Source organism: Anaerohalosphaeraceae bacterium (assembly GCA_037479115.1).
Classification (GTDB): domain Bacteria; phylum Planctomycetota; class Phycisphaerae; order Sedimentisphaerales; family Anaerohalosphaeraceae; genus JAHDQI01.
In genome coordinates this window covers 77,947-101,703 of sequence record JBBFLK010000009.1, presented here as the reverse complement: position 1 = coordinate 101,703, position 23,757 = coordinate 77,947, and the positions used below count along the sequence as shown (strand labels likewise).

Sequence of the window (23,757 nt, the reverse complement as noted above, 5' to 3'; positions counted from 1 at the left end):
TTTAGCACAATCTCAATAATTATAATATTTTTCTCCGTGAGTATCGAATCCTTGTTGGTTTATTTTTAATGTTTTTGTATAGGGGTGATAAAGCCAGCCTACGGTAGGGGGGTATTGAGCATTAGGGTCTATAGGGTTGTCATTGGAAAACACCAAAATATTAGTGTAGTTATTGAAAGGATTTTTGGGTAGTCTTTTTAAATATTTATTTTTGATTATCAACTGACTGTAAAGTGTTGGATAAGTGGGTGTTTTGCTAGTGTCATCATCCGGGTATCCCGGAGGAATGCCGTTGTGGTCGAGGGCGTATCGTTCGATGGCCTCGCGGAAGATGCGGAGGTTGTCTTTGGCGGCGGCTTCTTTGGCCCGCTGGGAATAGCCCTGAACCTCCGGAAAGACCAGCGCGGCCAAGATGCCGATGACGGCCACCACAATCATCAGCTCCACCAGCGTAAACGCCGAATGCTTTTGAACCACAGATTTCATTTATTAACCACGGATTTCACAGATTACACAGATTACAACCAACCAATTCACTACGGATTAACACCTGCCGCGGCGGGCTTGCCCGACGGGCAGAGTACACAGATTCCGGAACAAAATTAATTAACCACGGACTGCTCAGACTTTCAGCAGAGACTTTATCGGCCGAAAAGGGGGGAGAATTAACCACGGATTTCACGGATTACACAGGAAGGTTAACTGCCTAAAAAACCACGGATTTCACGGATTACACAGGAAGGTTAACTGCCTAAAAAACCACGGATTTCACGGATTACACAGAAATCAGAAAGAAGATATTTCATTAACCACGGATTATCTCGGATTTTCTCGGATTTAAGATTCTTTTTAGGTTATAAAAACTGAATCTGTGAAATCTGTGTAATCTGTGGTTGATTATGGGAAGTGCAGCTCGATGATTTCTTTATCGGACAGAACGTGGTCGCGCGGGACGTTCTGTCCGTCGTGGATGCCGGGGGCGCCCCAGGCGCGGGCAAATTTGAGCTGCTCGGCCAGGTCGCGATGGATTTTGTAAGCCAGGTCGATAACGGTTGAGCCCCGCGGCAGCGTGAAGGGGTCCTTAAAGTCCGGCTCATGCCCGGGTTTTTTGGCGTAAATCCGCACCACATCGAGCATTTCGAAGATTCGCCGCATCAGCAGGTCCAGATTCTTTCCTGTTTTTGTCGAGATTTCGATAAACTCCAGCGGCCGGTCCGTCAATTCTTTCAGGGTCTGTAATGTGCCGGCCGGGGCGAGATCGGCTTTTGTCGCGATGACGAAGGTTTTGCGGCCGAGCGGGCTGCCGGATTCGGTGAAAGCCGGAGTTTTCTCATCCAGAATCAGCCGGTGCGAGTCAAGATAACGAGTGCAGATGTCCATTTGTTCGAGGACATCGCCGGATAAGTCGATGACGACGGCAATCAGGTCGGCCCCGCGATAGACATTGACCTGCCCCGGGGCGGCGTAATCGGCGGTAATCGGCGGGGTATCGACCAGCTGGATTTGGACGTCCTCAAACTGGGCCATTCCGGGAACGGGCTTGTCGGTGGAGAAGGGGTAGTCGGCGACATTGACGGGGGCGTTGGTCAGGGCGGCCAAAATGGAGCTTTTTCCGCTGTTGGGGGTTCCAATGAGGGCGACCTGGCCGGCGCCGGATTTGGGGATATGGAACAGGTCGGTGTGTCTGCCGCTGCCTTTTTTGGCACGCCCTTCGAGCGTTTCGCGCAGTTTGCTGATGCGGCGCTTGATGTCGGCCTGCATGTGCTCGGTGCCCTTGTGCTTGGGGATGGTCCGGAGCATCTCCTCGAGGGCCAGCAGCCGTTCTTCATCGGTGGTTGCCGCCCGGTATTGCTCGTCGGCTTTTTTGTATTCGGGTGTCAGGTTGGCCGGCATTGTCGCTCCCTGGCTTCACAGCGTCTCGCAGACAGAATAAAGAAAAACGCCGGGGTTGTAAAGGCGCCCCGGCGTTTTGCATTCAGTCCCTGCCGAACGGTTACCGAATCGGCACTTTGAAAAGCGTGATGCTGATGGGCTTTATGCTGACCGTCTTGGTGAGGTCCGTCGGGGAGAGCGTCTGGATATCGATGGTCGGCTTTGTCTCCGACGGGTCATTGTGAGCCATCGGGTTTTCGTGAGAAATCAGCCAGCCCTTTGCAGGACCTGCCGGCGTGAGGGATTTGAGGTCAAACTGGACCTGGTATGTATCCCAGCTTGCATTGACGATACCAATCGTCAGGAATTTTTTGTCGGTCGTCAACGCGGCGGATACATCCAGTTTTTCATTCCAGCCGGACACCTCCAGCGGCAGGGTGCCGAATTCTCTGCGGTAAAGGACAAGGGGCAGGCCTGTTGCATCAAAAGCCGCCGCCGTCTTGGTGGTTTTGATGCAGCCGATGACATTGACGGTCTGGGCATAGAAGGCCCCCCAGAACATCTCGGAGTTGCGGAAATACTCGTGCAGGCCGGCGGCGATGCCGAGGGCATCTTTCATAAAGTACCGTGTGCCCAGCTCCCCAAAGACATGCGGGCCGTACCAGTAGTTCCATTCCGTCATGGCAATCCGGATATCTTTGCCCTTCAGACTGTCTAAAGTCTGGCGCAGCCGCCGATGCCCGTCGGCCTTGCTTTTGATGGCGTTGGGCACCTGACGCACATGGGCGGTCAGGTCCGGACGAGACTGGCAGTAGAAGTGTTCAGCGATGCTGTTCATATGGTCGGCGCAATTTTTCAGCAGGCCTTCGGACCAGCCGCCGCCGAGGTCTCCGGAGGCAATTGTAAAGATGGTCGGGTCGACCTGACGCATTTTTTCCTCGACCCAGTTATGTTTGAGAACATAATGGTGCAGCTGCATATATCCGAGCTGCCAGTTGCCCCACATTTCGTTGCCGACGCACCAGTATTTGACGTTCAGGGGGTCTTTGCTTCCGTTTCGGGCCCGCCATTGTCCCATTGGGGTCTTCAGAGAGCCGTTGGCGTATTCGACCTGAGCGGCCGCCGAGTAGGCATCTCCAAAGCCGGTGTTGACGGTGATGAGCGGTTCGGCATTGAGCAGCCGGCAGAGCTCGACGAATTCGTGCATGCCGACATCGTTGGTTTCAATGCCGGTCCAGGCGGGGTTGGTTCGGGTGGGCCGGCGGTCCCGATCACCCAGGCCGTCGCGCCAGTCATAGCCGCTGACAAAGTTACCGCCCGGCCATCGGTACATTGGGCTGTTGAGCTGCTTGAGCAGGTCGAGTGTGTCTTTGCGGAACCCATTGACATTGTCTGCCGGCATTAACGACACGGCGCCGATTGTCCAGGAGCCCTTTCCGGTGCCCACAATTTCCAGTTTGGCATTGTCGGTGGCGGCGCCGGCCTTGAACTTCAGCGGATAGGTTTTGAATTTGCGGTCCAGACGCGAAATGGTGACGGTCTGCCGGTCAGTCGGCCGGTCTCCCCAAATCAGACTGACCTGAATCGGTCCGGCTGTTCGGTCGCCGCGCAGGACAATCCGTCCGACATAGTCTTTGCCCGCCAGCACCCCGAGCTCTTCCTGATAAAGCCCGCCCGGCTGCCCGGTTAGAGTAATCTTCGGGGCGTGCTTGCCGGACAGCGGCTCGTCCGTGCTCATCTGCACGTTTTCCTTAGGACCGATGACCTTCCAGGGCGAAGCAGCCAGCACCCGGGCGCCGGCTCCGGTTGTTCTCCAAATCGGACCTTCAGCAGGCACCGGGTAGAAGAACTTTCGGTCTTCGAGCATTTCCGCCCAGATGCCGCCATAGATGCAGCGGCCCATGTGTTCGATAAACTGACCGTAAATCAGCTCTGAAATGGGTTCTTTTTTCACGGACGGGTCGATGGAGATTTGAGCTGTGACGGTTTGGCTGGCCGGCTTGATTTCTTCCAGAACCTCCAGCACGATGTCATCGAACCAAGCGGTTCCGACGGCCTGTCCCCATCCGCCGAACAGGCACAAAACCTGAACGCTGCTTTGGCCCATGACCTGAAACTCGCATTCGAGTTTGGTCCAGTCGCTGGAGGATTCCTTCAGTGCGGCCGTGCGGGCGTTTTCCATATCGTGGATGCTCAGCTGAACTCCCCGACCGGTTGTGGTGCGGAAGTTTTCGGTTTTGACCCAGCCGGACAGCCGCAGCCGGGCAAAGGGAGGAACCTCGACCGTCTGGGACCAGGCGGCGTCCGCCCCATTGGCGGACGTGATGCGGGCGGCTTTGCCGGTGCGGCCTCCGTCTTCAACGGCAAATTCCGCCTGCCCGCTCCAGGTTTGGGTAGTCCACCCGCGGGGGCGGTTGTCCTGGAGCCGTTCAAATCCGCCGTTTCGCAGGAGGTTTTGGGATGGCGCTCCTGCCCAGACCGTTGCGGCAAGCAGGCTCATCAGAGAGGCGGCGAGTGTAGAGACTGTAAGACGTTTGCCCATATTAAACTCCTTTCTTAAATGGGTTGTGAGCAGAGGACATCCCCCGCGGTCTGTCCTCTGCTTTTTGGTTATTCCGCAACTTTTTCGGCTACGAGGTCGCCGACCTGAGACGTCGAGTATCCCATTTTTCCGGCGGCCAGCGATTTGAGTTTGTTGGCGGTTACGTATTTGACCGCCTCCTCGACTTTCTGAGCGGCTTTCTCTTCGCCGAGGGTCTGGAGCATCATCTGCATGGCACAGATGGCGGCCAGCGGGTTGATGACGCCCTGTCCGGTGTATTTCGGAGCCGAGCCGCCGATGGGCTCGAACATCGAAACGCCTTCCGGGTTGATGTTGCCGCCGGCGGCGATGCCCATTCCGCCCTGCGTGATGGCACCCAGGTCCGTGATGATGTCGCCGAACATATTGCCGGTCACCAGCACGTCAAACCATTCCGGATTTTTGACCATCCACATGCAGCAGGCATCCACGTGGTAATAGTCCCGGCGGATGTCAGGATAATCTTTTTTGCCGATTTCGTGGAAGGCGCGTTCCCAGAGGTCGTAGATGTAGGTGAGCACGTTGGTTTTTCCGACCAGACCGACGGTGTTTTCCGGTCCGACGCCGCGGGCCTTTTTGCCGTACTTGCGGGCGTATTCAAAGGCATATCGCAGGCAGCGTTCCACCTGAAAGCGGCTGTACACGGCGGTTTGAACGGCGACTTCGTGGGGAGTCCCTTTCATCGTGATGCCGCCGGTGCCGGTGTAGGCATCGCCGGTATTTTCCCGAACCACTACGTAGTCGATTTCTTTCGGGCCTTTGCCCTTGATGGGGGTTTCGACGCCCGGGAAGAGCCGGACGGGCCGCAGGTTGATGTACTGGTCAAGAGCAAAGCGGAGTTTGAGCAGAATGCCCTTTTCGAGAATACCCGGAGCGACATCCGGGTGTCCAATCGCCCCCAGCAGGATGGCGTCGAACTTTTTGAGCTCTTCAACGGCACTGTCAGGCAGGGTTTCGCCGGTGCGTTTGTAGCGCTCGCCGCCGAAATCAAAATAGGTTTTGTCCGTTTTGAAACCGAACCTGGCGGCGGCCGCATCCATCACTTTGACCGCTTCGGCGATGACTTCCGGGCCTGTGCCGTCTCCGCCGATGACAGCAATCTTGTACGTCTTCATTCAACCGTGTCCTTTCCAACTCTTCAGATTGTTTATTCTTGTATTGTTTTCCAAGGGTCTTGCGTTTCGTTCCCAAAAGACGCCGTCCGCGTAGCCCTGTATCGTTTTGTCCGTATCCGCCAGCAGGAGACGCTTTTCCGCCAGACAGGCAAACAGGGGTTCAATTTCGATGCCAATATAGCGTCGGTTCAGCTTTTTTGCAACCACGGAAGTGGTTCCGGAGCCGAGAAAAGGGTCCAGAACGACATCGCCGGGATGAGTGGAGGCCAGAAGGATTTTGGCCAGCAGTTTCTCCGGTTTCTGGGTAGGATGCTCCGTGTTTTCAGGCATTGACCAGAAAGGGACCGTCAGGTCGGTCCAGAGATTAGAGGGGGCGGTCAGTCGAAAAGGGCCTTCGGGGGCGGACTGCCAGTCTTTCGGGGTTCCGTCCGGATGGGTATAGGGGGCCAGGACGCGTCGTTTGAGTTTGACAGCGTCCACGTTGAAGGTATAGCGGTCGGAGACGGTGCAGAACCAGATATCCTCGGAGCAGTTTTTCCAGTTGGTTTTGGCCCCGCGGCCTTTTTCCCGCTCCCAGGTGATGCGGTTGCGGACGATGAAATATTTCTCCGCAACGCTTTGGACGGCGGAAGAGCCGCGCCAGTCCGAGCAGATATAAATCGAAGCGGTCGGCTTCAGCAGCCGCAGGAGCGGAGCCAGCCAGACCTCCAGCTGAGCGGCATACCGCTCCGTAGAGGTTTTTTTGAAGATTCGTCCGTTGAAGGCCTTGTTCAGGTTGTACGGCGGGTCCAGGAAGAGCAGGTCTGCGATACCGTCCGGCAGGAATCGGCAGGCCTCCTGCATATCCTGACAGATGGTGGTATCCAGAATCTCCTTAATTCGGACCGGGCGGTCCAGCCGGATAAGCCGTTTGGCATATGCCTGCCTTTCCGCTTCCGTCAGGACAATCGTCCGATTCCGTTCAGCCCGCTGCTTCATAAATAAAAAGGCAAAAGAGAAAAGGAAAAAGGACAAGGCAAAGGGGAAAACCGTCGTTTCGCTTTTTCACCGGACATTTTCCTTTTTCTTTATGTGCTCCAAGAGCCCGCCGTCGCGGATGATGGCCAGAGCGAAATCCGGCAGAGGAGTAAACCGAATGTTTGTCTTCTGCGTCTTGTTGCGGATGGTGCCGGCTTCGTAGTCGATTTCCAGCTCATCGCCGTCGCGGATTTTTTCGAGGGCGCCGGGCAGCTCAATGGGGTAAAAGCCGCCGTTGATGCAGTTGCGGTAAAAGATGCGGGCGAAGGAATGGGCGATGACGGCGCCGACCTGAGCTCCCTGAATGGCCCAGACCGCGTGCTCTCGCGACGAACCGCAGCCGAAGTCATCGCCGGCGACAATCACATCGCCGGGGGCGCATTTCTTCACAAAGCCCGGGTCCAGGTCTTCCAGACAGTGTTTGGCCAGTTCGGCGACGTTGTCCGTGTTCAGATACCGGGCCGGAATGATTTCATCGGTATTGATGTGGTCGCGTTTGTACACATGAGCTTTGGGCATATATAACTCCAAGCACTAAAGGGTAAAATTTCTAAATCCTAAACACTAAATCCTAAACACTCAATCCTAAACAATCGAAATCCTGAACAGTTTGAACATTGACAGATGAAAGTGCTCAGAAGATTATTCGCTTTTTGTAACAATAGCACCGAAGATATGTGTCAGTTCGTTTGCTTCATTCTCCAGATGCCGTCTTTCCGTCTCGAGGTCTTTGTCTTGTCCGATGTCGATTAGACCAAGCCAGTAACGGCTTTCTTTGGATTCTTTTCGACATATTTTTACTCTCATTATGAAGTCTTTTTTGCTCAATGCTTCGTTTGCTTCTCTGTAATTAGCTCCTACTGAACCCGATGCCTTAACCAGCTGCCGAGAATCTTCGATGTTGGATATCGTTTTCGGGAGCTTCTTGATAAAATCTCTGACCCTTCTGGCAAATTGATAGGTTCGCTCTTCCAAATCATAATGTTTAGAACTTTCTTTCTGATTCATTTCGTTCTTGCAGTTTAGAGTTTAGGATTTAGAGTTTAGGATTTAGAGTTTGGATTTAGAGTTTAGGATTTAGAGTTTTTCCAAGTATTTCCTCGGGTCGGTCAATTTGCCTTCCACAGCGCTGGCGGCGGCGGTGGCCGGGCCGGCCAGATAGACTTCGCTTTTGGGATGTCCCATCCGCCCGACGAAGTTGCGGTTGGTGGTGCTGATGCACCGTTCGCCTTCGGCCAGGATGCCCATAAAGCCGCCCAGGCACGCTCCGCAGGTCGGGGCGCTGATGACGCAGCCGGCGTCATAGAAAATCTGCGCCAGGCCTTCGTCAATCATCTGCTTCCAGATGTGGGGCGTAGCGGGCACGACGACGGTGCGGGTTTTGACGGTGCGGCCTTTCATTACCGCGGCGGCCTGCCGCATATCTTCGATGCGTCCGTTGGTGCAGCTGCCGATATAGGCCTGGTCCATCGGCAGCCCGGCACACTCCGAAATGGGCCGGCCGTTGCTGGGCAGATGCGGAAAGGCGACCATTGGCTCCAGTTTTGAGCAGTCGATTGTCTCCGTGGAGACGTACTCGGCATCCGGGTCGGATTCAAAGACGGTGTAGTCGGTTTTGCCTTTCAGTCGGCCTTCCAGATACGCCCGGGTGGTTTCGTCAAAGCCGATGATGCCGCTTTTGCCGCCCGCTTCGATGGCCATATTCGTGATGGTCATTCGGGCCTCCATGCTCATCTGTTTGAGGGCCGGGCCGACAAACTCCATCGCCCGATACAGGGCGCCGTCGGTGCCGATGCGGCGGATGACCTCCAAAATGACGTCTTTGCTGCAGACGCCGTGCGGCAGGGTGCCGTTGAGGACGAACTTCATCGAGGCGGGCACTTTGAACCAGAGCATTCCCGTAGCAATGGCGGCGGCCAGGTCCGTCGAGCCGATGCCGGTCGAAAAGGCCGCAAAGGCGCCGTATGTGCAGGTGTGCGAGTCGCCGCCGACAATCACTTCGCCCGGGCGGATGTGGCCCTGTTCGGGCAGGAGGGCATGACAGACGCCGGCCCGCCCGAGCGGGTAGTAGTAGCGGATGTTTTTCTCACGGGCCCATTGGTCCAGCCGCTTGTGCAGTTCCGCGCTGGGGATGTCTTTGGCGGGCTGAAAGTGGTCGGGCGTGACGACGATTTTTTCCGGGTCGAACACGCGGTCAATGCCGTGCTTTTTGAGCATGGAAATCGCCGGCGGTGTCGTTACGTCGTGGCACATAATCATATCGATTTTGGCGTTAATCAAATCGCCGGCCTTGACCGACGGTTTGCCGGCGGCCCGGGCAAGAATCTTTTCCGTAATCGTCATTCCCATACTTGGCTCCGCAAAGAAATCCTAAGGGTTAAATCCTAAATTCTAAATCCTAAAAGTTGAAATTCATATCGCGAAAGTTTTTTACAGGACTGCTTTGGGCTGGTCTGTCGAGCCGTTCTTTTCGGCCGCGACCATCCGGTTAATGGCGTCCACATAGGCTTTGGCGCTGGCCTCGATGATGTCCGTGGAGACTCCGCGTCCGATGAACCGCCGTCCGTGCTCGTTCTGAATCCGCACGGTGGTTTCACCCAGAGCGTCTTTGCCTTCCGTGACGGCGCGAATGGAGTAGGAATCCAGTTTGGGGGCCTTGCCGGTGGCCTGGCGGATGGCCTCATAAGCGGCATCGACCGGCCCGTCGCCGCAGGCCGCGGCCTGGAGGATTTCCTGACCGGCACGGATGCGTACGCTGGCCGTCGGGATGGTTCCGGTTCCGCAGGCAACCAGCAGGTACTCCAGCTGATAGGTCTGCTCGGTTGTGCGGACTTCATCGCTGATGATGGCGGCGATATCTTCATCAAAGATTTCTTTTTTACGGTCAGCCAAATCCAGAAATTTCTGATAGGCGATTTCGACCTCGTTATCAGAAAGGTTGTAGCCCAGCTGCCGGCAGCGGTCCACAAAGGCGTGCCGTCCGGAATGGCGGCCGAGCACAACCCGCGAACCCTCCAGGCCGATCATCTGCGGCGTCATGATTTCATAGGTTTCGCGTTTCTTGAGGATGCCGTCCACGTGGATGCCGGATTCGTGGGCAAAGGCGTTTTTGCCGACGATGGCCTTGTTGGGCTGAATGACAAAGCCGGTCAGCTGAGAAACCAGCTGGCTGGTGCGGTAAATCTGGCGGGTGTCGATGCCGGTGGTTAAATTGCCGAAAAAGTCCTGACGCGTGTGGATGGCCATCACGATTTCCTCCATGGCGGCATTACCGGCCCGCTCGCCGATGCCGTTGATGGTGCACTCGACCTGTCGGGCCCCGTTGCGCACGCCCGCCAGCGAATTGGCGGTGGCCATTCCGAGGTCATTGTGGCAGTGCGTGCTCAGGACCGCCCGTTCAATGCCTTTGACGTTTTCCCTGAGCTTGGCGATGATTTGGCCGTATTCATACGGAAGGACGTATCCGACTGTATCGGGAATATTCAGTGTGGTTGCCCCCGCTTCGATAACGGCGGCAAGGACTTCGTAGAGAAACGACAGTTCGCTCCGGCAGGCATCCTCCGGAGAGAATTCAACATCGTCCGTAAATTGACGGGCCATTTTCACCGCCTCGACGGCCATTTTGAGAACCTGGTCGGGTTTTTTGCGGAGTTTATACTCCATATGAATGGGGCTGGTGGCGATGAACGTATGGATTCGCCGTCTTGGGGCGGCCTGGAGAGCGCTGCCGGCGGCGGCAATATCTTTTTCGTTCGCCCGGGCCAGAGCACAGATGACCGGCCCCTGAACCTGTTCGGCGCAAAGACGGGTGGCCTCAAACTGCGCCGGCGAAGATATCGGAAAGCCCGCTTCAATGATATCCACGCCCAGTTTGGCCAGCTGATGTGCAATCTCCAGTTTCTCACTGATAGAAAGGGCGGCACCCGGGGATTGTTCCCCATCACGGAGCGTGGTATCAAAAATCAAGACTTTTTCTGTCGGTTCTTTTTTCATCTTTCTATCTCCGGAACGAGACAAATTTAAGGGGTACATTATGCCAAAACGGGCATAAAAAATCCACCTCGAAAGTGGAAAACGGAAAATCAGGATTATGTGTGTGGAGTTTCTTGCGCCGCTACGGGCGCAGCAGGAGCAGGCCCAAAAGGACCGGATGATTGTCAGAAATGATTCGGTTCATCTGCATACTTGTTCTCATTTGAACAATCTATCGTTTCAAATGCAAGGAGGTTTTATAAAAAAATGATGCGGTTTAAGGAAATCTATCGAATCGGTGTAAAAAAGAGCCGTACCTTGCCGGATTCGATAGTAAGTTTGGTAATTCGAGCGGATTTGTCGAAAATTCGGAGAACCGGGTCGAACGGCTGATTCGAAATGATGGCGTAATTGATGGATTCGACAGGGTCCTGCGGGTCAAAATGCTCGCGGACATATTTTTCGGCAATCGTCCGAGCCAGAGGAGTAATGGGGAGCAGGCCCAGATAGACGGATTGGATATTCAGGTTCATCTTTCCTGCTGAATCAAGATAGGGATTAGCGTATATAGATAAAATGGACGACAAACCTCTGTAATTGACCTTTGCCATCAAAACCGTTGTTTCCGGAGAGAAGGTGAGCATGGGGGTGTAAATGGTAAACCCTTCGAGCTGAATCGGCCATGGATAGCGAGAAAGTATATCGTTAATCCCTTCTTGTTCGACCAGCAGTTCAAAGGGCTCGTCGAGCTGGACCTTGTCGTAAAAATCCGGACCGAGTTTGTGGGTTAAATAGGGGCTGACCTGGTTGGGATTTTCGGGCTGCACCGGACGATAGGATTTGGGGTGAACGGCCGGCAAAAGGAATACTGCGGCTGCCGCCGCACACAGGGGGAGCAGGACTATCAATCTTTTAATCCGGTTTTTCCAAAGCGGACGTGGGGTTGTCATAGGGGTTTCTCAAAAACATTCTTGCGAATCGATTGGGGAGGGATTATAGTAAACCCTCTTTATGAATGGAAGAAGTTTTTTACGAGAGCAAAACGTTCGGTAAGGAGTCTTTTGTGGCCAGTCATTTTGGTGATCGTCTTTGCGAAGCAGTACAAAAGAAAAGCACGCCCCTGATTGTGGGGCTGGACCCGGTGTACAGCCGACTTCCGGAGGCCATCCGGAAGCATAAGGATATGAATGATGCGCAGGACCTGGGTGCCTCGGTGGATGCCTTGTTTGAGTTCTGCAGCCGCGTGATGCGCATTGTCGCCCCGCTTGTCCCGGCGGTGAAGATGAATTCGGCCTATTTTGAAAAGTACCTTTGGGAGGGAATGGAGACTTACTATGCCCTGGTCAGCGAGGCCGATGCCCTCGGGCTGGAGGTGATTGGAGACGTCAAGCGGGGCGACATCGGTCATACCGCCCAAATGTATGCGGAAGGGCATCTGAAGAATCCGGATTTTGTGGGGATGGAGGATGTGATTGTGCCGGATGCGGTGACCATCAGCGGTTTTGCCGGTGCAGAAGGGATTGTGCCGTTTGCGGATATGGCCGAAGAGCAGGGCAAGGGCGTTTTTGTCTGGGTGCGTTCGAGCAATCCGACCGCCGGAGCGCTTCAGGATTTTGAAAACGCCGCCGGTCAGAAATGGTATGAGAAACTGGCGGAAATCGTCGGGGAGATTGCCAACCAGAACAGGCGAATCGGTGCATCCGGCTACAGCAATGTGGGAATGGTGGTCGGCGGAACCAGTCCGCAGGCCGCTGCGGCTCTTCGGCAGCGGTATCCGAAGTGCTGGTTTTTGGTGCCCGGATACGGCTCGCAGGGGGCCGGTGCCGCCGAGTGTATGCGGTTCTGCAATAAAGACCGGCTTGGGGCTTTGATTAATGCCTCCCGCTCTATTATCTATGCTTATGAAGACCCCAAGTATAAATCGCAGTTCGGCGACAACTGGGAAAAGTGTGTCGAACAGGCCGCTCTGGATGCCAAAATGGAGCTGGCGCGGGTGACGCTGTAGTCGCCCTCGTTTCCGTCCCTGTTTTCGGCCGTGCCGACGTATGGAGGCGTTTGTGAAGGCAGAGAAGGGCTTTTTTGCTTTGACAGAGGGGGGGCAGGCCTTATAATGAAGCCCCCAGAGGGCTGACGAGGGAGAAACGGATTATAAGGGATTATTTTCAAAGAGGTTAGTTTATAAAAAACGGGACCTCTTGCTCTTTTTTATAGACCGTTGGTTTTTGGGAAACAGAGCCTGGTTCGGCGGGGCTTTTCCGGTGCAGCCGGGTTCGGTGTTGACAGGAGACAATCCATGCGGATGAACGAGAGGATGATGCGGGGGTTGATTTGGGGGATTCTGGCGGTTTGGGCAGGGGCCCAGACCACCGTGGTGCCGCAGGAAGGGCCGTCGGCCAAGGCCGTCGAAAGCGACTGGAATGATTTTCTTCATTATACCCTTATCGGACGGTTTGACCTGGCGCAGGGATACGGACAGCGGCTTTTGGAGGCCAAGCCGGACCCGCTGCTGCTGCTGGAGCTCAGTGAGGAAAATCCCCGCGGTTATGAACTGCTGCTGAAGATGCAGGCCGACAGCGACCAGCTGCGGGAGATTGCCTCCGGGGTCCTGAAGCTTATTGAGGAAGGCCGTTACCAGCGTCGGACGGACCCGAAGATTATTCTGGCGGAAATCGCCCGTCTGAATACGACGATTCGGGGCCGCATTGCTGCGCAGGAACGGCTGAAAAACACCGGAGAATATGCGGTTCCGTTTCTGCTGAATGTGCTGGAAGACAGCAGCCGTCGCGAAGAGTTTGCCAATGTGGTGCAGACGCTTCCGATGCTCGGCCGGGCGGCGATTCGTCCGCTGACGGCGGCCCTGCAGATGCCGAATACGGCGGTGAAGGCCGAAATAATCGAATCGCTGGCCAAAATTGGCTATTTTGAACCGCTGCCGTATCTGAAATATATAGCGGAAAAGGATGAATCTGCCCAGCTGAAACAGGCGGCTCTGGCGGCCATCGACCGGATTGACTCCTCCGCCCGGCGGATTCCGGCGGCGGAACTGTTCTTCCAGCTGGCGGAAAAATACTACAATCGGGATGACTCGGTGGCGGCTTCTTCGGAGTTTTCGTTTGCAAATCTGTGGTTTTGGGATGCCGAGCGGCAGATGCTCCGCCGGCTGGAGGTTTCGCACGAGTATTTCAATGAGCTGATGGCGATGCGCTGCTGTGAGTGGGCCCTGAAGGCCGATGCCGGACTGGGCAAAGCCATTGGGCTGTGGCTGGCGGCGTATTTCCGGGCTGAGTCGCACGGCATTCCGATGCCGGAGTATTTCGGCGAAGGGCACGCCCCGGCGATGACCTATGCGGTGACGGCCGGACCGGAATATCTGATGCAGGCGCTGTCGCGGGCGCTGAAGGATAAGGATAACTATGTGGCGCTGCAGGTGGTGGAGGCGCTGGCGGTCAACGCCGGCTCCCAGGCCCTCCTGACACGGATTGGGCTGCAGATGCCGCTGGCGGACGCCCTGCAATATGAGGACCGCAAAATCCGCTACAGTGCGGCGATTGCTTTGGGGCAGGCCGGTCCTGTGGCCGGTTTTGCAGGCAACGAACTGATTGTGCCGCTTTTGGCGGAGGCCCTTCTGAAGAAGGGGGCGGATGAGATGGATGCGCCGACCGCCGAGGCCTATTCGGTTCGTGCGATGGAGACCCTCGAGCAGCTGGCGGTCAGCGGCAATGCCGCCGTGGATTTATCGGCGGCGATGGAGGCGCTGATTGAGATGACGCGTACCGGCTCGGACGAAATGAAGATATCGGCCGGACGTGTGCTGGTCTATCTGTCCAGTCCGCAGGCCCAGCGGGCCATTGCCGCAGCGGCGATGGATGAAAACAGTTCGAACGAGCTGCGGATTGCGGCGTTTGCCTCACTGGCTCGTTCAGCCAAGCGGAACGGCAGTCTGCTGCTTAGTGAGCAGATTGAGGCGCTCTATCAGCTTGTGCAGTCTCGGCAGGCGGAGCCGTCCCTGCGGGAAGCGGCCGCCGGTGCCTTCGGGGCGCTGAATCTGCCCAGTCAGCGGGTGAAGGATTTGATTCTGGAGCAGGCCCGCTCCTGAAACAGCAGGCGTTTTTTGCTTCTTATAGGTTCGGCAAAACGGAATCAAACAGGACATTTTCATGTCTGAAAAGAAAAAACGGTTTGCCGCCGACAGCCGGTTTTATCGCGGAGCGATGCGATGGATGGGTGTCGGATTCGAGTTTTTAATTGTCATCGGGGTCTTTGCAGCGGGGGGGTACTGGCTGGATGAGTTGGAGGGGACCCGGCCGGGGTGGATGATTCTCGGGTTTTTTGTCGGGTTTGGGGTGATGCTGTATATTATGATTCAGCGGGCCCGCAAGGACCAGGCGCAGGAGGATGCCGAGAAAAAATCCGAATGGCAAGCGGAATTGAAACCGGATGAACAGGACCGTGACAGAGAATAAAACAGTTCTGATTGACAGGTTTTTTCTCAATCCTCCGTGGGCATTTTTTCGGAGGATGTTCTTTTTTTGCGGGTTGGGGATTTTCGGTCTCCTCCGCGCCAGTGAATTCGGCACTGTGGAAATACAGGAAGCCTGCCGGGCCGCATTGCTGGTCAGCGGGCTGGGAGGGGCTGCCGGAGGGTGGCCGATCTGGAGCAGTTGGGGCAAGAGCCGCTGGCGTCTGTTAACAGGGGTTCTGCTGGGAGTACTGATTCGTCTGTTGATTGGTCTGGCTGGTCTTGTTATAATTCTTCTTTTTACCAGTATTCACCGGTTTTGGGTGTTGATTTTTCTGCTGGTCGGATATTCGATTTTTTTGACGGTCGATACGGCCGCAGCGGTTCGTCTTTACAGCTGGACGGTCCGCAGCGAGGAAAAAAGTGTGGTTTAACAAAACATTTGGGTTGGTATTGGGTGTAAACCCGCTGCAGGAAGTAGCCAGCCGGCCTTTGTTTACGCTCCGCGCCGGAGGTCTGGAGCTGGACTTTACGAACCATATGTTTATGGTGATGCTCTCTGCGCTGGTGCTGATGGCGGTATTGCCGCTGGGTGTTCGAAATCGGCGCGGGTGGGTGCCCCACGGCTTTACCAACCTGCTGGAAACGATTTGTCTGTTTCTTCGGGAGGATGTGGTTCGTCCGTTTCTGAAGGAGCGCACCGACCGATACATCGAAATCCTCTGGACGCTGTTTTTTTTCATTCTTACGATGAATCTGCTGGGGCTGATTCCGGTGGATTATCTGTTTTGGTTTGTGACCGGACTGCAGGTTCATTTCGGCGGGGCGGCCACCGCCAATCTGTTTGTGACCGGAGCGCTGGCGCTGGTTTCTTTTGTGCTTTTTCATGCGGCCGGTATTCGGGAAAAGGGGTTCTGGCATTATTGGGCGACGCTGGCTCCGAAGGTTCCCTGGCCGCTGATGCCGTTTCTGTTTCTGATGGAGCTGCTCAGTACGTTTGTTCGGATGTTTTCGCTGGCGATTCGACTGTTTGCCAATATTCTGGCCGGTCATCTGGTGCTGACGGTGATTCTGATGTTTATTGTGATATTCAAGACGTTTCTGGTGGCGGTACCGTCGGTCCTGACGACGCTGGCGATGAGTTTTCTGGAAATTTTTGTGGCGTTTCTGCAGGCGTATATTTTCGTGTTTTTAACGACGATATTTATCGGATTTGCCATCAGTGAGGAGCACTGAGGCCTTTCAAGTGGACAAGGAAACGGAGGTTATGAGCGTATGATTTTTTTGGGACAGATTTTCCCGCAGGTACTGGCTCAGGCGGAACCGTTGCCTGCCGGCAGCGGGATGTGGGAAACGGTCGGCATCGGCATCGGAGTTCTGGGCGGTGTGATTGGAGCCGGTTTGATTGTGATTGGAGCGGCTCGGGGTATCGGGATGCTGGCGGCCAGTGCTACGGAGGCGATTGCCCGTCAGCCTGAAGCCGGCGGACGCATTTTTACCACGATGATTATCGCGGCGGCTCTGATTGAAGGGGTGACGCTGTTCGGCCTGATTATCTGCCTGCTGGCGGTGTTGGGAGTGCGTTTGTAAAAGACAGCTCCTGAGGAGACCGTATGAGAACAAGCCGGATAATGGCGGCGGCGGGTTTTGTCTTTGTGCTGTGTGCCGCGGCCCTGGGGTCTGAAGAAGCGGCCTCCGAACGAAACATCAGCATCTGGGGCGGCTATATCGGCGAGGCTGTCTGGACGCTGGTTTGGTTTGGACTGCTGCTGGTGGTGCTGCGTCTGTTTGCCTGGAAGCCGCTGCTGGCGGGTCTGCGGAGCCGGGAAAAACATATCGAGCGTCAGATTGCCGAGGCGGAAAAGCGCCGCCAGGAGGCCGAACAGGTCCTTCAGGAGTACCGGGCGCAGCTGATGGATGCCGAGCGGCAGGGACACGAAATCATCACCCGCCGAATCCAGGAAGCCGAGGAAAAGGCCCGCGAGATTCAGGCACAGACCCAGAAGGAGATGGAACGGATTCGTCAGCGGATGGAAGCGGACCTGGAGCGGGAACGCGCAGAGGCCGAACGGCAGCTGTGGGAGCAGGCGGCGGTGATTGTCAGGAAACTGGGCCGGGAGGTTTTTGGAAAAGTCCTCGATGAGGGCGACAATCAGAAACTGATTCAGGAAGCGATTGAACGGCTCCGGGAAGTGGAGCAGGGACATTCGTAAGACCGTCGGCAGCGGCGGGCCGGGGAGCCCAAGATGGCGGAAACAGCCCGACATATCGTTCACGAAATCTACAGCGATGTGATTTTTGAACTGGCCGAGGAAACCGGCCGGCTGGATGAGGTGCTCTCGGACCTGCAGGCGGTCGGGAAGGTTTTTCGTGCCGAACCGGAGTTTTTTTCGCTTTTGGTGTCGGCCAATCTGAGCGAGGCCGAAAAAGCGGCGATGATTCGCCGGGTCTTTGCCGGCCGGGTGTGCCCGCTGGTGCTGGATTTTCTGTGTGTGCTGGTGCGGCGGAACCGGCTGACGTTTCTGAACGGCATCGCCGGACGCTACGAGGACCGCTATGACAGCGTGCGAAACCGCAAGCGCGTGGTGGTCACGCTGGCCAAAGAGCCCAGCGAGGCGGAGGTAGAGAAGCTCAAAGAGGAAATCCGCCGGGCCGTCCAGGCCGAGGTGAAGCTGACGGTAAAAGTGGACCCGGAAATACTCGGCGGGATTATCATTCAGAAAGGCGACCAGAGGATTGATCATTCGGTCAGGAATATTCTGGACCGTACCGTAAATGCGATTCTGGAGTACGGGAAGAATCGACCGAGACCTTCGGCTCCGGAATCGCCGAAATGAGTTTGGAGTTTGTGAGCAGCCGATATGAAGTTTGATATGACGGAAATCAGCGGACTGATTAAGGAGGAAATCCGCCGCTATCAGTCCAAGATTGAGGTCTCGCAGGTCGGGACCGTGCTGGAAGTCGGCGACGGAATCGCCCGGATTTACGGGCTGGATTCCGTGATGGCCAACGAGATGCTCGAGTTCGAGGGCGGGGTCATCGGCGAGGCGTTTAATCTCGAGGAGGATACGGTCGGGGCGGTGATATACGGCGACCCGACGAAGGTGCAGGAGGGCTCAACCGTCCGTTCGACCGGTCGGGTGCTCTCGGTGCCGGTGGGAGAAGCGCTGCTGGGCCGGGTGGTCAATGCCCTTTGTGAACCGGTGGACGGGCTGGGGCCGATTGAGGCCTCCGGCCGGCGGTTTCTGGAGTTTCCGGCGCCGGGCATCGCCCAGCGGCAGCCGGTCAAGGAGCCGCTGGCCACGGGTCTGAAAAGCGTCGATTCGATGATTCCCATCGGGCGAGGCCAGCGCGAACTGATTATCGGCGACCGAAAGACCGGCAAAACCGCCATTGCCCTCGATACGATTATCAATCAGAAGGGCAAGGGGGTTATCTGTGTGTATGTGGCCATCGGCCAGAAGGAATCGACTGTCGCGGAGGTGGTGGCGACGCTCAAGGAACACGGCGCGATGGCCTATACGGTAGTCGTAACGGCCTCGGCCTCCGAGAGTGCGGCAATGCAGTATGCCGCCCCCTATACCGGCACGGCGATTGCCGAATACTTTATGTATGAGAAAAAAGGCCATACGCTGTGCGTGTATGATGACCTCAGCAAGCATGCGGTGGCCTATCGCGAATTGAGTCTGCTTCTGCGGCGGCCGCCCGGACGCGAGGCGTATCCGGGGGATATTTTTTATCTGCACAGCCGGCTTCTGGAACGCAGCGCCAAACTCTCGGCGGAGCTGGGCGGCGGCTCGCTGACGGCCCTGCCGATTGTCGAAACCCAGGAAGGGCAGGTGTCCGCCTATATTCCCACGAATATCATCTCGATTACGGACGGGCAGATTTACCTGCAGCGGGATTTGTTTTTGGCGGGTGTGCGTCCGGCGATTGATGTGGGCATCAGCGTCAGCCGCGTCGGCGGCGATGCCCAGCCGCAGGCGATGAAAAAGGTCGCTCCGAAACTGCGTCTGGATTTGGCGGCGTTTCGCGAACTGCAGGATTTCGCCCGGCTGGGAACGGAGCTGGATGAAGCCGCCCAGCGGCAGCTGGACCGGGGCTACCGGATGGTGGAGATTCTCAAGCAGAAGCAGTTTGCCCCGCTGACGGTCGGCCAGGAGGTGGTGAGCATTCTGGCCGGAACCAGCGGAGCCGTGGATGAGATTGAGGTGTCGCGGGTGGGCCATTTCATTGAAGAACTGCTGACCTGGATGAAGCTGGAAGCGCCGGAGTATATTGACAATATCGACCGCACCGGCCAGCTGACCGATGCGCAGGTCGAGGAGCTCAAAGAAGCCATTCAGACATTTAAGATGATTTATAAATTTTCGTACGGCGGATAAAAACGACGGACGCGCAATCGGCCTATGGCACATGCCCGGCAAATTTTGGCGCGGCGGAGAGCCGCTCAGAATATCTCGAAGGTGACCGGCACGATGGAAACCATCAGTGCGGTGCGCTATCGTCAGTACTATCACCAGTGGGCGCAGGGGCTGGCGTTTTATGATGCCCTGGCGCAGATGGCGTATCTGATGGTTGCGGCGGAAAAACCGATTGAGCATCCGCTGATGAAGCCCTCGCCCTCGAAGACGCAGGCGCTGCTGGTCATCGGCTCCGACCGGGGTCTGTGCGGGGCGTATAACAACGATTTGTTTCGGCTGCTGGACACGCACCTGAAGATGGCCAAAAAATTCGGCCGCACGCTTCAGATTTACGTCAAGGGCCGCAAGGTGCTCAGCTACCTGGAGCACCTGAAAATTCAGCCGGCGAAGGTGTACACGGAATTTGCCGAGGTGCCCGCAACCGCTCAGGCCAACGAAATCGGCGATTTCTTTCTGAAGGAGTATCTGGAAGGCCGCATCGGCCGGCTGGGGGTTGTGTACAACCGGTTTTATTCCCCCGCCAGCCAGAAAGCCCAGACGCTGACGGTGCTGCCGGTGGCGGATTTGATAGATGACCTGACCACACGTTCCACGATTATCTGGCCGTGGGAGCAGAACTTTGAGGATTTTCTTCTGAGTCCCTCCGGCGAGGAGATTTTTCAGACGCTTTCGGAAATGATTGTGCGGACCTCGATTCTGGGCTGTTTCATCGAGGCGGCCGCCAGCGAGCATCTGGCGCGGGTGGTGACAATGCGCAACGCCAGCGACAATGCCGACGAAATGATTGCCGATTTGACCAAGGCCTACAATCGGGCCCGGCAGGGTCAGATTACTACGGAACTGCTGGATATTGTCAGCGGTATGAATGCAATGAAGTCGTAAGGCAGAGACACAACCGATGGAAAATATTGGACGAATCATCCAAATCATCGGAAGCACGTTTGAAGCGGAATTTCCGGTGGAGCGGATTCCGGGGATTTATTCGGCCCTGGAGGTTCGCGGAACGTTTGAAGGCAGGCCGCTGCGTCTGGTTGGAGAGGTGCAGCAGCATCTGGGCGGCGGCCGGGTGCGGGCGGTGGCGCTGGGCTCGACGATGGGGCTGCGGCGCGGAATGGAGGTGGTGGATACCGGCGGGCCGCTTCAGGTGCCGGTCGGGAAAGAAACGCTCGGGCGGGTGTTTAATCTGCTCGGCGAGCCCATCGACGGCAAGGGGCCGATTGAGGTCAAACAGAAGCGTCCGATTCACCGCAAGCCGCCCAAGTTTACGGAGCTGACCGCCAAGTCGGAGATGTTCGAGACAGGCATCAAGGTGATTGATTTGCTTTGTCCGTTTGTCCGCGGCGGCAAGACGGGTCTGTTCGGCGGAGCCGGGGTCGGCAAGACCGTGATTATTCAGGAGCTGATTGCCCGCATAGCGACCCAGCACGGCGGTTTTTCGGTGTTTGCCGGAGTCGGCGAGCGGACCCGCGAGGGCAACGACCTGTGGCTGGAGATGCAGCGGACCCGCATCGGCAGTACGAACTCGACGGTGCTGGACAACACCTGTCTGGTTTTCGGGCAGATGAATGAGCCGCCGGGGGCGCGTCTGCGTGTGGCCCTGACAGGCCTGACGATGGCGGAAGCCCTCTGCGAGATGGGCGGAGAGACGCTGCTGTTTATCGACAACATCTTCCGGTTTTCGCAGGCCGGTTCGGAGGTGTCGGCACTGCTGGGACGCATTCCGAGTGCGGTGGGCTATCAGCCGACGCTGGCCAGCGAAATGGGCCAGCTGCAGGAGCGGATTGCCTCCACGGCCTACGGAGCGATTACCTCCGTGCAGGCGGTGTATGTGCCGGCCGATGACCTGACCGACCCGGCGCCGGCGACGACCTTTACCCATCTGGACTCGTCGGTCGTTTTGTCCCGTCGAATTACGGAGAAGGGCATCTACCCGGCGATTGACCCGCTGGAAAGCACCAGCCGAATCCTCGACCCGAACATCGTCGGCCAGGAGCATTACGACACGGCCCAGCGGGTGCTCGAATATCTGCAGCGCTATCACAGTCTGCAGGATATTATTGCGATTCTGGGGATTGATGAGCTCAGCCGGGAAGACCGGCAGATTGTCAGCCGGGCTCGTCGTCTGGAGCGGTTCTTCTCCCAGCCGTTTATCGTAACCCGCCAGTTTACCGGCCTGGAGGGCAAGTATGTGAGCACCGCCGATACGGTCCGCAGCTGCCGGGAAATCTGTGAAGGCCGGTGGGACCACCTGCCGGAACAGGCCTTTTTGTACATCGGAGCGGTGGAAGAGGCCCAGGAAAAGGCCGCCAAAGCATAAAAACGAAGGCCGCATTATGGTGGAACTGACGCACGGATTGTTTCGGGTGATTCTGCTGACGCCCAAGGCCAAACTGCTGGACTGCCGGGCCGGCTCATTGGTTGTGCCGGCTCACGACGGCCAGCGCGGGATTCTGCGCAATCACTGCCCGATGCTGGCCAAACTGACGCTGGGGATTATGGAGGTACGCCAGATATTGGACAAACCCGATTCGTTTTATATCCTTGAGGGCGGGTTTGTCCGTGTGACGGAAAACCACGTGACGGTTCTGGCCTACGATGCGATGACCTTCGAAGGCATGCCTGCCGAGCGGGTTCAGCAGATTATTTCGGAAGCCCAGGCCGTCCTGGTCGGCAAGGAATACATCCGAACCCAGCGGGGTCAGGTTGATGTCCGCCGGTCCCGGCTGATTGTGCGGATGGCTCAATTGGCCGGCATCGAAACAACCCTGGCCGAATCTCCCTCGTAAACACGGGGGTTTTCGATTGCTTTTCGGGGGGGCAAACGGTACGATGTTTCTCTCGGAAAACCGGGAGTGCCTATGTCGGGAAAGCAGCGGAAAAAACCGGACAAAGCGCCCTCTTTGTCGGTGGAAGAGTTCGTCCGGCATTTGAGCCAGGAGCACCGGCTCCTGGTTATCTTGAAAACCCAGCTGTACGGAGGCGACTGGGAGCCGATGCTGGAGGATTTGCAGAACCGGCTGGAGGGAAAACCCTATATTTTCAAACTGGTTAACCGGATTCAGGATGACATCGAACGCATCCGGCAGCTGCGGCAGTTTGAACAGGAGCACGGCATTGACCTGGCGGATTATGTGCAGTTGGATGAAACGCATGAGGAGTGATCGATGACGATTATGGGGAAACGGAAATCCCGCTGTCTTTGGCCGGCGGGACTGCTTGTGTTGTTCTGGATGACAGCTGCGGAGAGCCGGGCGGCTTCCACGGACCCTCTGATTTCGCCGCGTCTGCTCTCGGAGGCAGGACTGAAACTGAACTGGCAGATTCAGCTGCCGGTCAAGACGGAGGTGTCCGAGAAGATTGAGCGTCTGTTTGTTTTTGATTCGCATCTGATTGTTTTGACAAACCGCAATTATCTGTTCTGTCGAAACCGTCAGGACGGCACGGAGCGGTTTCAGATGCAGGCGGCGGAGGAACGGCTGCCGATGGTGGAGCCGCTGTTTTTGGACAACCGGCTGTATTTTCTGACCGGCAGCCGGCTGGTGATGCTGGACCCTGTCAGCGGGACGGTGATTCGAAGGCAGGAGCTTGGCGAAGCCCCGGCGAGCCGGGGGGTCTGTCTGGCCAAAAACGACTGGTTTCTGTATGTGGCCGGTGTGGACCGTCGGATTCATGCCTACCAGCGGCAGGAGGACGGCGATTATGTCAAGCTGTTCAGTGCCACAGCCGACGATGATTCTGCGATTACATCCGTTCTGGCAACAAACGAGCAGGTGTTTTTTGCAGCGGCCGGCGGAGCGGTCACGGCGATGAAGACGGATGAGCCGGTTAAGCTGTGGCAGTACAACTGTTCCGGAGCAATTACAGCCGCCCTTGTACTGGATGCTGGGGCGATTTATGCAGGCGGGGAGGATACCAAACTCTATAAAATCAATGCGGCCACGGGCCGGCTGATGTGGTCCATGCCGTTTTTTGCGGGCGAAAAGATTCGGCAGCCCCCAATCGTCGGGCAGCGGCTGGTGTATCAGAATGCCGGACGAAACGGGCTGTACGCTGTTTCCAAAGACAGCGGACAGGAAGTCTGGAATGTGCCGGACGGTCAGCTGCTGCTTTGTGAATCGCAGGAGCGGGCATACGTTTTTGCTCAGCCGGGCCTGATTGTGGTGATGAATAATGCGACGGGCCGACCGGTTGCTTCGGTGAATGCGGCGGCGGTTCGTTTGGGAGCTGTGAATCTGAAAGACAATCTTATCTATCTGGCGGATGAACAGGGGCGTGTGGCCTGTTTGTCTGTGCCGTAATTTTTTTTGAGGGAACGAT

General features: G+C 56.5%; 24 protein-coding genes. 14 read left to right on the top strand and 10 right to left on the bottom strand.

What is annotated here, in order from left to right:
- Positions 1-12: 12 nt before the first annotated feature.
- The 10 genes from WHS88_06310 to WHS88_06265 all read right to left on the bottom strand — a co-directional run bounded on the left by WHS88_06310 (position 13) and on the right by WHS88_06265 (position 11,465).
- Complete coding sequence (locus WHS88_06310; GenBank protein ID MEJ5259786.1) at positions 13-486, bottom strand: type II secretion system protein; 474 nt, start codon at positions 484-486, stop codon at positions 13-15.
- Positions 487-897: 411 nt separating this feature from the next.
- The gene (locus tag WHS88_06305; protein ID MEJ5259785.1) at positions 898-1,893 is read right to left on the bottom strand and encodes a GTPase; all 996 of its coding nucleotides are present in this window, start codon (positions 1,891-1,893) and stop codon (positions 898-900) included.
- A gap of 100 nt (positions 1,894-1,993) precedes the next feature.
- On the bottom strand, positions 1,994-4,414 hold the full coding sequence (locus tag WHS88_06300) for an alpha-L-arabinofuranosidase C-terminal domain-containing protein (GenBank protein ID MEJ5259784.1): 2,421 nt from the start codon (positions 4,412-4,414) through the stop codon (positions 1,994-1,996).
- Between the two features lie 68 nt (positions 4,415-4,482).
- A complete protein-coding gene (locus WHS88_06295) occupies positions 4,483-5,568 on the bottom strand; it encodes a 3-isopropylmalate dehydrogenase (protein ID MEJ5259783.1) in 1,086 nt (361 codons plus the stop codon).
- Positions 5,569-6,546, bottom strand: coding sequence for a site-specific DNA-methyltransferase (locus WHS88_06290; protein ID MEJ5259782.1), 978 nt, complete (start codon positions 6,544-6,546; stop codon positions 5,569-5,571).
- A 66-nt stretch (positions 6,547-6,612) separates the two neighbouring features.
- Positions 6,613-7,104, bottom strand: coding sequence for a 3-isopropylmalate dehydratase small subunit (locus WHS88_06285; GenBank protein MEJ5259781.1), 492 nt, complete (start codon positions 7,102-7,104; stop codon positions 6,613-6,615).
- A gap of 123 nt (positions 7,105-7,227) precedes the next feature.
- Positions 7,228-7,593, bottom strand: a complete 366-nt coding sequence (locus tag WHS88_06280; protein MEJ5259780.1) for a four helix bundle protein — start codon at positions 7,591-7,593, stop codon at positions 7,228-7,230.
- Positions 7,594-7,662: 69 nt separating this feature from the next.
- A complete protein-coding gene (locus tag WHS88_06275) occupies positions 7,663-8,934 on the bottom strand; it encodes a 3-isopropylmalate dehydratase large subunit (protein MEJ5259779.1) in 1,272 nt (423 codons plus the stop codon).
- Between the two features lie 81 nt (positions 8,935-9,015).
- Positions 9,016-10,578: a 2-isopropylmalate synthase gene (locus WHS88_06270; GenBank protein MEJ5259778.1), complete on the bottom strand. Its 1,563-nt coding sequence runs from the start codon at positions 10,576-10,578 to the stop codon at positions 9,016-9,018.
- A 266-nt stretch (positions 10,579-10,844) separates the two neighbouring features.
- Positions 10,845-11,465 (bottom strand): hypothetical protein, encoded by a 621-nt coding sequence (locus WHS88_06265; GenBank protein ID MEJ5259777.1) that lies wholly within the window; start codon positions 11,463-11,465, stop codon positions 10,845-10,847.
- Between the two features lie 155 nt (positions 11,466-11,620).
- Between WHS88_06265 and pyrF the strand changes: the two genes are divergently transcribed.
- From pyrF to WHS88_06195, 14 genes are all read left to right on the top strand, one after another.
- The gene (pyrF, locus tag WHS88_06260) at positions 11,621-12,562 is read left to right on the top strand and encodes an orotidine-5'-phosphate decarboxylase (protein MEJ5259776.1); all 942 of its coding nucleotides are present in this window, start codon (positions 11,621-11,623) and stop codon (positions 12,560-12,562) included.
- 288 nt (positions 12,563-12,850) lie between these two features.
- On the top strand, positions 12,851-14,653 hold the full coding sequence (locus WHS88_06255; protein MEJ5259775.1) for a HEAT repeat domain-containing protein: 1,803 nt from the start codon (positions 12,851-12,853) through the stop codon (positions 14,651-14,653).
- Positions 14,654-14,714: 61 nt separating this feature from the next.
- The gene (locus WHS88_06250; GenBank protein MEJ5259774.1) at positions 14,715-15,020 is read left to right on the top strand and encodes an AtpZ/AtpI family protein; all 306 of its coding nucleotides are present in this window, start codon (positions 14,715-14,717) and stop codon (positions 15,018-15,020) included.
- A gap of 115 nt (positions 15,021-15,135) precedes the next feature.
- Positions 15,136-15,450, top strand: coding sequence for a hypothetical protein (locus WHS88_06245; protein MEJ5259773.1), 315 nt, complete (start codon positions 15,136-15,138; stop codon positions 15,448-15,450).
- Positions 15,440-16,252, top strand: a complete 813-nt coding sequence (atpB, locus tag WHS88_06240; protein MEJ5259772.1) for a F0F1 ATP synthase subunit A — start codon at positions 15,440-15,442, stop codon at positions 16,250-16,252. The genes WHS88_06245 and atpB overlap by 11 nt, the downstream gene beginning before the upstream one ends.
- A 39-nt stretch (positions 16,253-16,291) precedes the next feature.
- On the top strand, positions 16,292-16,606 hold the full coding sequence (locus WHS88_06235; GenBank protein ID MEJ5259771.1) for an ATP synthase F0 subunit C: 315 nt from the start codon (positions 16,292-16,294) through the stop codon (positions 16,604-16,606).
- 23 nt (positions 16,607-16,629) lie between these two features.
- Entirely contained in the window at positions 16,630-17,229 is a 600-nt protein-coding gene (gene atpF / locus WHS88_06230) for a F0F1 ATP synthase subunit B (GenBank protein MEJ5259770.1), read from the top strand.
- A gap of 33 nt (positions 17,230-17,262) precedes the next feature.
- Complete coding sequence (gene atpH, locus WHS88_06225; GenBank protein MEJ5259769.1) at positions 17,263-17,853, top strand: ATP synthase F1 subunit delta; 591 nt, start codon at positions 17,263-17,265, stop codon at positions 17,851-17,853.
- 24 nt (positions 17,854-17,877) lie between these two features.
- The gene (atpA, locus tag WHS88_06220; GenBank protein ID MEJ5259768.1) at positions 17,878-19,401 is read left to right on the top strand and encodes a F0F1 ATP synthase subunit alpha; all 1,524 of its coding nucleotides are present in this window, start codon (positions 17,878-17,880) and stop codon (positions 19,399-19,401) included.
- A 24-nt stretch (positions 19,402-19,425) separates the two neighbouring features.
- On the top strand, positions 19,426-20,322 hold the full coding sequence (gene atpG, locus WHS88_06215; GenBank protein MEJ5259767.1) for an ATP synthase F1 subunit gamma: 897 nt from the start codon (positions 19,426-19,428) through the stop codon (positions 20,320-20,322).
- 16 nt (positions 20,323-20,338) lie between these two features.
- Positions 20,339-21,757 (top strand): F0F1 ATP synthase subunit beta, encoded by a 1,419-nt coding sequence (gene atpD / locus WHS88_06210; GenBank protein MEJ5259766.1) that lies wholly within the window; start codon positions 20,339-20,341, stop codon positions 21,755-21,757.
- A 16-nt stretch (positions 21,758-21,773) separates the two neighbouring features.
- Positions 21,774-22,226 carry an ATP synthase F1 subunit epsilon gene (gene atpC / locus WHS88_06205; GenBank protein MEJ5259765.1) on the top strand — a complete coding sequence of 151 codons (453 nt, stop codon included), beginning with the start codon at positions 21,774-21,776 and terminating at the stop codon, positions 22,224-22,226.
- Positions 22,227-22,298: 72 nt separating this feature from the next.
- A complete protein-coding gene (locus tag WHS88_06200; protein MEJ5259764.1) occupies positions 22,299-22,601 on the top strand; it encodes a hypothetical protein in 303 nt (100 codons plus the stop codon).
- 3 nt (positions 22,602-22,604) lie between these two features.
- Complete coding sequence (locus WHS88_06195) at positions 22,605-23,738, top strand: PQQ-binding-like beta-propeller repeat protein (protein MEJ5259763.1); 1,134 nt, start codon at positions 22,605-22,607, stop codon at positions 23,736-23,738.
- Positions 23,739-23,757 lie beyond the last annotated feature (19 nt).

What these genes read in the sequence shown, in the direction of transcription:
- atpG (MEJ5259767.1), top strand. Translation starts at nt 19,426, where the DNA reads ATGGCACATGCCCGGCAAATTTTGGCGCGGCGGAGAGCCGCTCAGAAT.
- WHS88_06250 (MEJ5259774.1), top strand. Translation starts at nt 14,715, where the DNA reads ATGTCTGAAAAGAAAAAACGGTTTGCCGCCGACAGCCGGTTTTATCGC.
- WHS88_06255 (MEJ5259775.1), top strand. Translation starts at nt 12,851, where the DNA reads ATGCGGATGAACGAGAGGATGATGCGGGGGTTGATTTGGGGGATTCTG.
- WHS88_06235 (MEJ5259771.1), top strand. Translation starts at nt 16,292, where the DNA reads ATGATTTTTTTGGGACAGATTTTCCCGCAGGTACTGGCTCAGGCGGAA.
- WHS88_06195 (MEJ5259763.1), top strand. Translation starts at nt 22,605, where the DNA reads ATGACGATTATGGGGAAACGGAAATCCCGCTGTCTTTGGCCGGCGGGA.
- WHS88_06310 (MEJ5259786.1), bottom strand. Translation starts at nt 486, where the DNA reads ATGAAATCTGTGGTTCAAAAGCATTCGGCGTTTACGCTGGTGGAGCTG.
- WHS88_06275 (MEJ5259779.1), bottom strand. Translation starts at nt 8,934, where the DNA reads ATGGGAATGACGATTACGGAAAAGATTCTTGCCCGGGCCGCCGGCAAA.
- WHS88_06285 (MEJ5259781.1), bottom strand. Translation starts at nt 7,104, where the DNA reads ATGCCCAAAGCTCATGTGTACAAACGCGACCACATCAATACCGATGAA.
- WHS88_06200 (MEJ5259764.1), top strand. Translation starts at nt 22,299, where the DNA reads ATGTCGGGAAAGCAGCGGAAAAAACCGGACAAAGCGCCCTCTTTGTCG.
- WHS88_06280 (MEJ5259780.1), bottom strand. Translation starts at nt 7,593, where the DNA reads ATGAATCAGAAAGAAAGTTCTAAACATTATGATTTGGAAGAGCGAACC.
- atpD (MEJ5259766.1), top strand. Translation starts at nt 20,339, where the DNA reads ATGGAAAATATTGGACGAATCATCCAAATCATCGGAAGCACGTTTGAA.
- WHS88_06290 (MEJ5259782.1), bottom strand. Translation starts at nt 6,546, where the DNA reads ATGAAGCAGCGGGCTGAACGGAATCGGACGATTGTCCTGACGGAAGCG.
- WHS88_06305 (MEJ5259785.1), bottom strand. Translation starts at nt 1,893, where the DNA reads ATGCCGGCCAACCTGACACCCGAATACAAAAAAGCCGACGAGCAATAC.
- WHS88_06270 (MEJ5259778.1), bottom strand. Translation starts at nt 10,578, where the DNA reads ATGAAAAAAGAACCGACAGAAAAAGTCTTGATTTTTGATACCACGCTC.
- atpA (MEJ5259768.1), top strand. Translation starts at nt 17,878, where the DNA reads ATGAAGTTTGATATGACGGAAATCAGCGGACTGATTAAGGAGGAAATC.
- WHS88_06300 (MEJ5259784.1), bottom strand. Translation starts at nt 4,414, where the DNA reads ATGGGCAAACGTCTTACAGTCTCTACACTCGCCGCCTCTCTGATGAGC.
- WHS88_06295 (MEJ5259783.1), bottom strand. Translation starts at nt 5,568, where the DNA reads ATGAAGACGTACAAGATTGCTGTCATCGGCGGAGACGGCACAGGCCCG.
- atpH (MEJ5259769.1), top strand. Translation starts at nt 17,263, where the DNA reads ATGGCGGAAACAGCCCGACATATCGTTCACGAAATCTACAGCGATGTG.
- atpC (MEJ5259765.1), top strand. Translation starts at nt 21,774, where the DNA reads ATGGTGGAACTGACGCACGGATTGTTTCGGGTGATTCTGCTGACGCCC.
- atpF (MEJ5259770.1), top strand. Translation starts at nt 16,630, where the DNA reads ATGAGAACAAGCCGGATAATGGCGGCGGCGGGTTTTGTCTTTGTGCTG.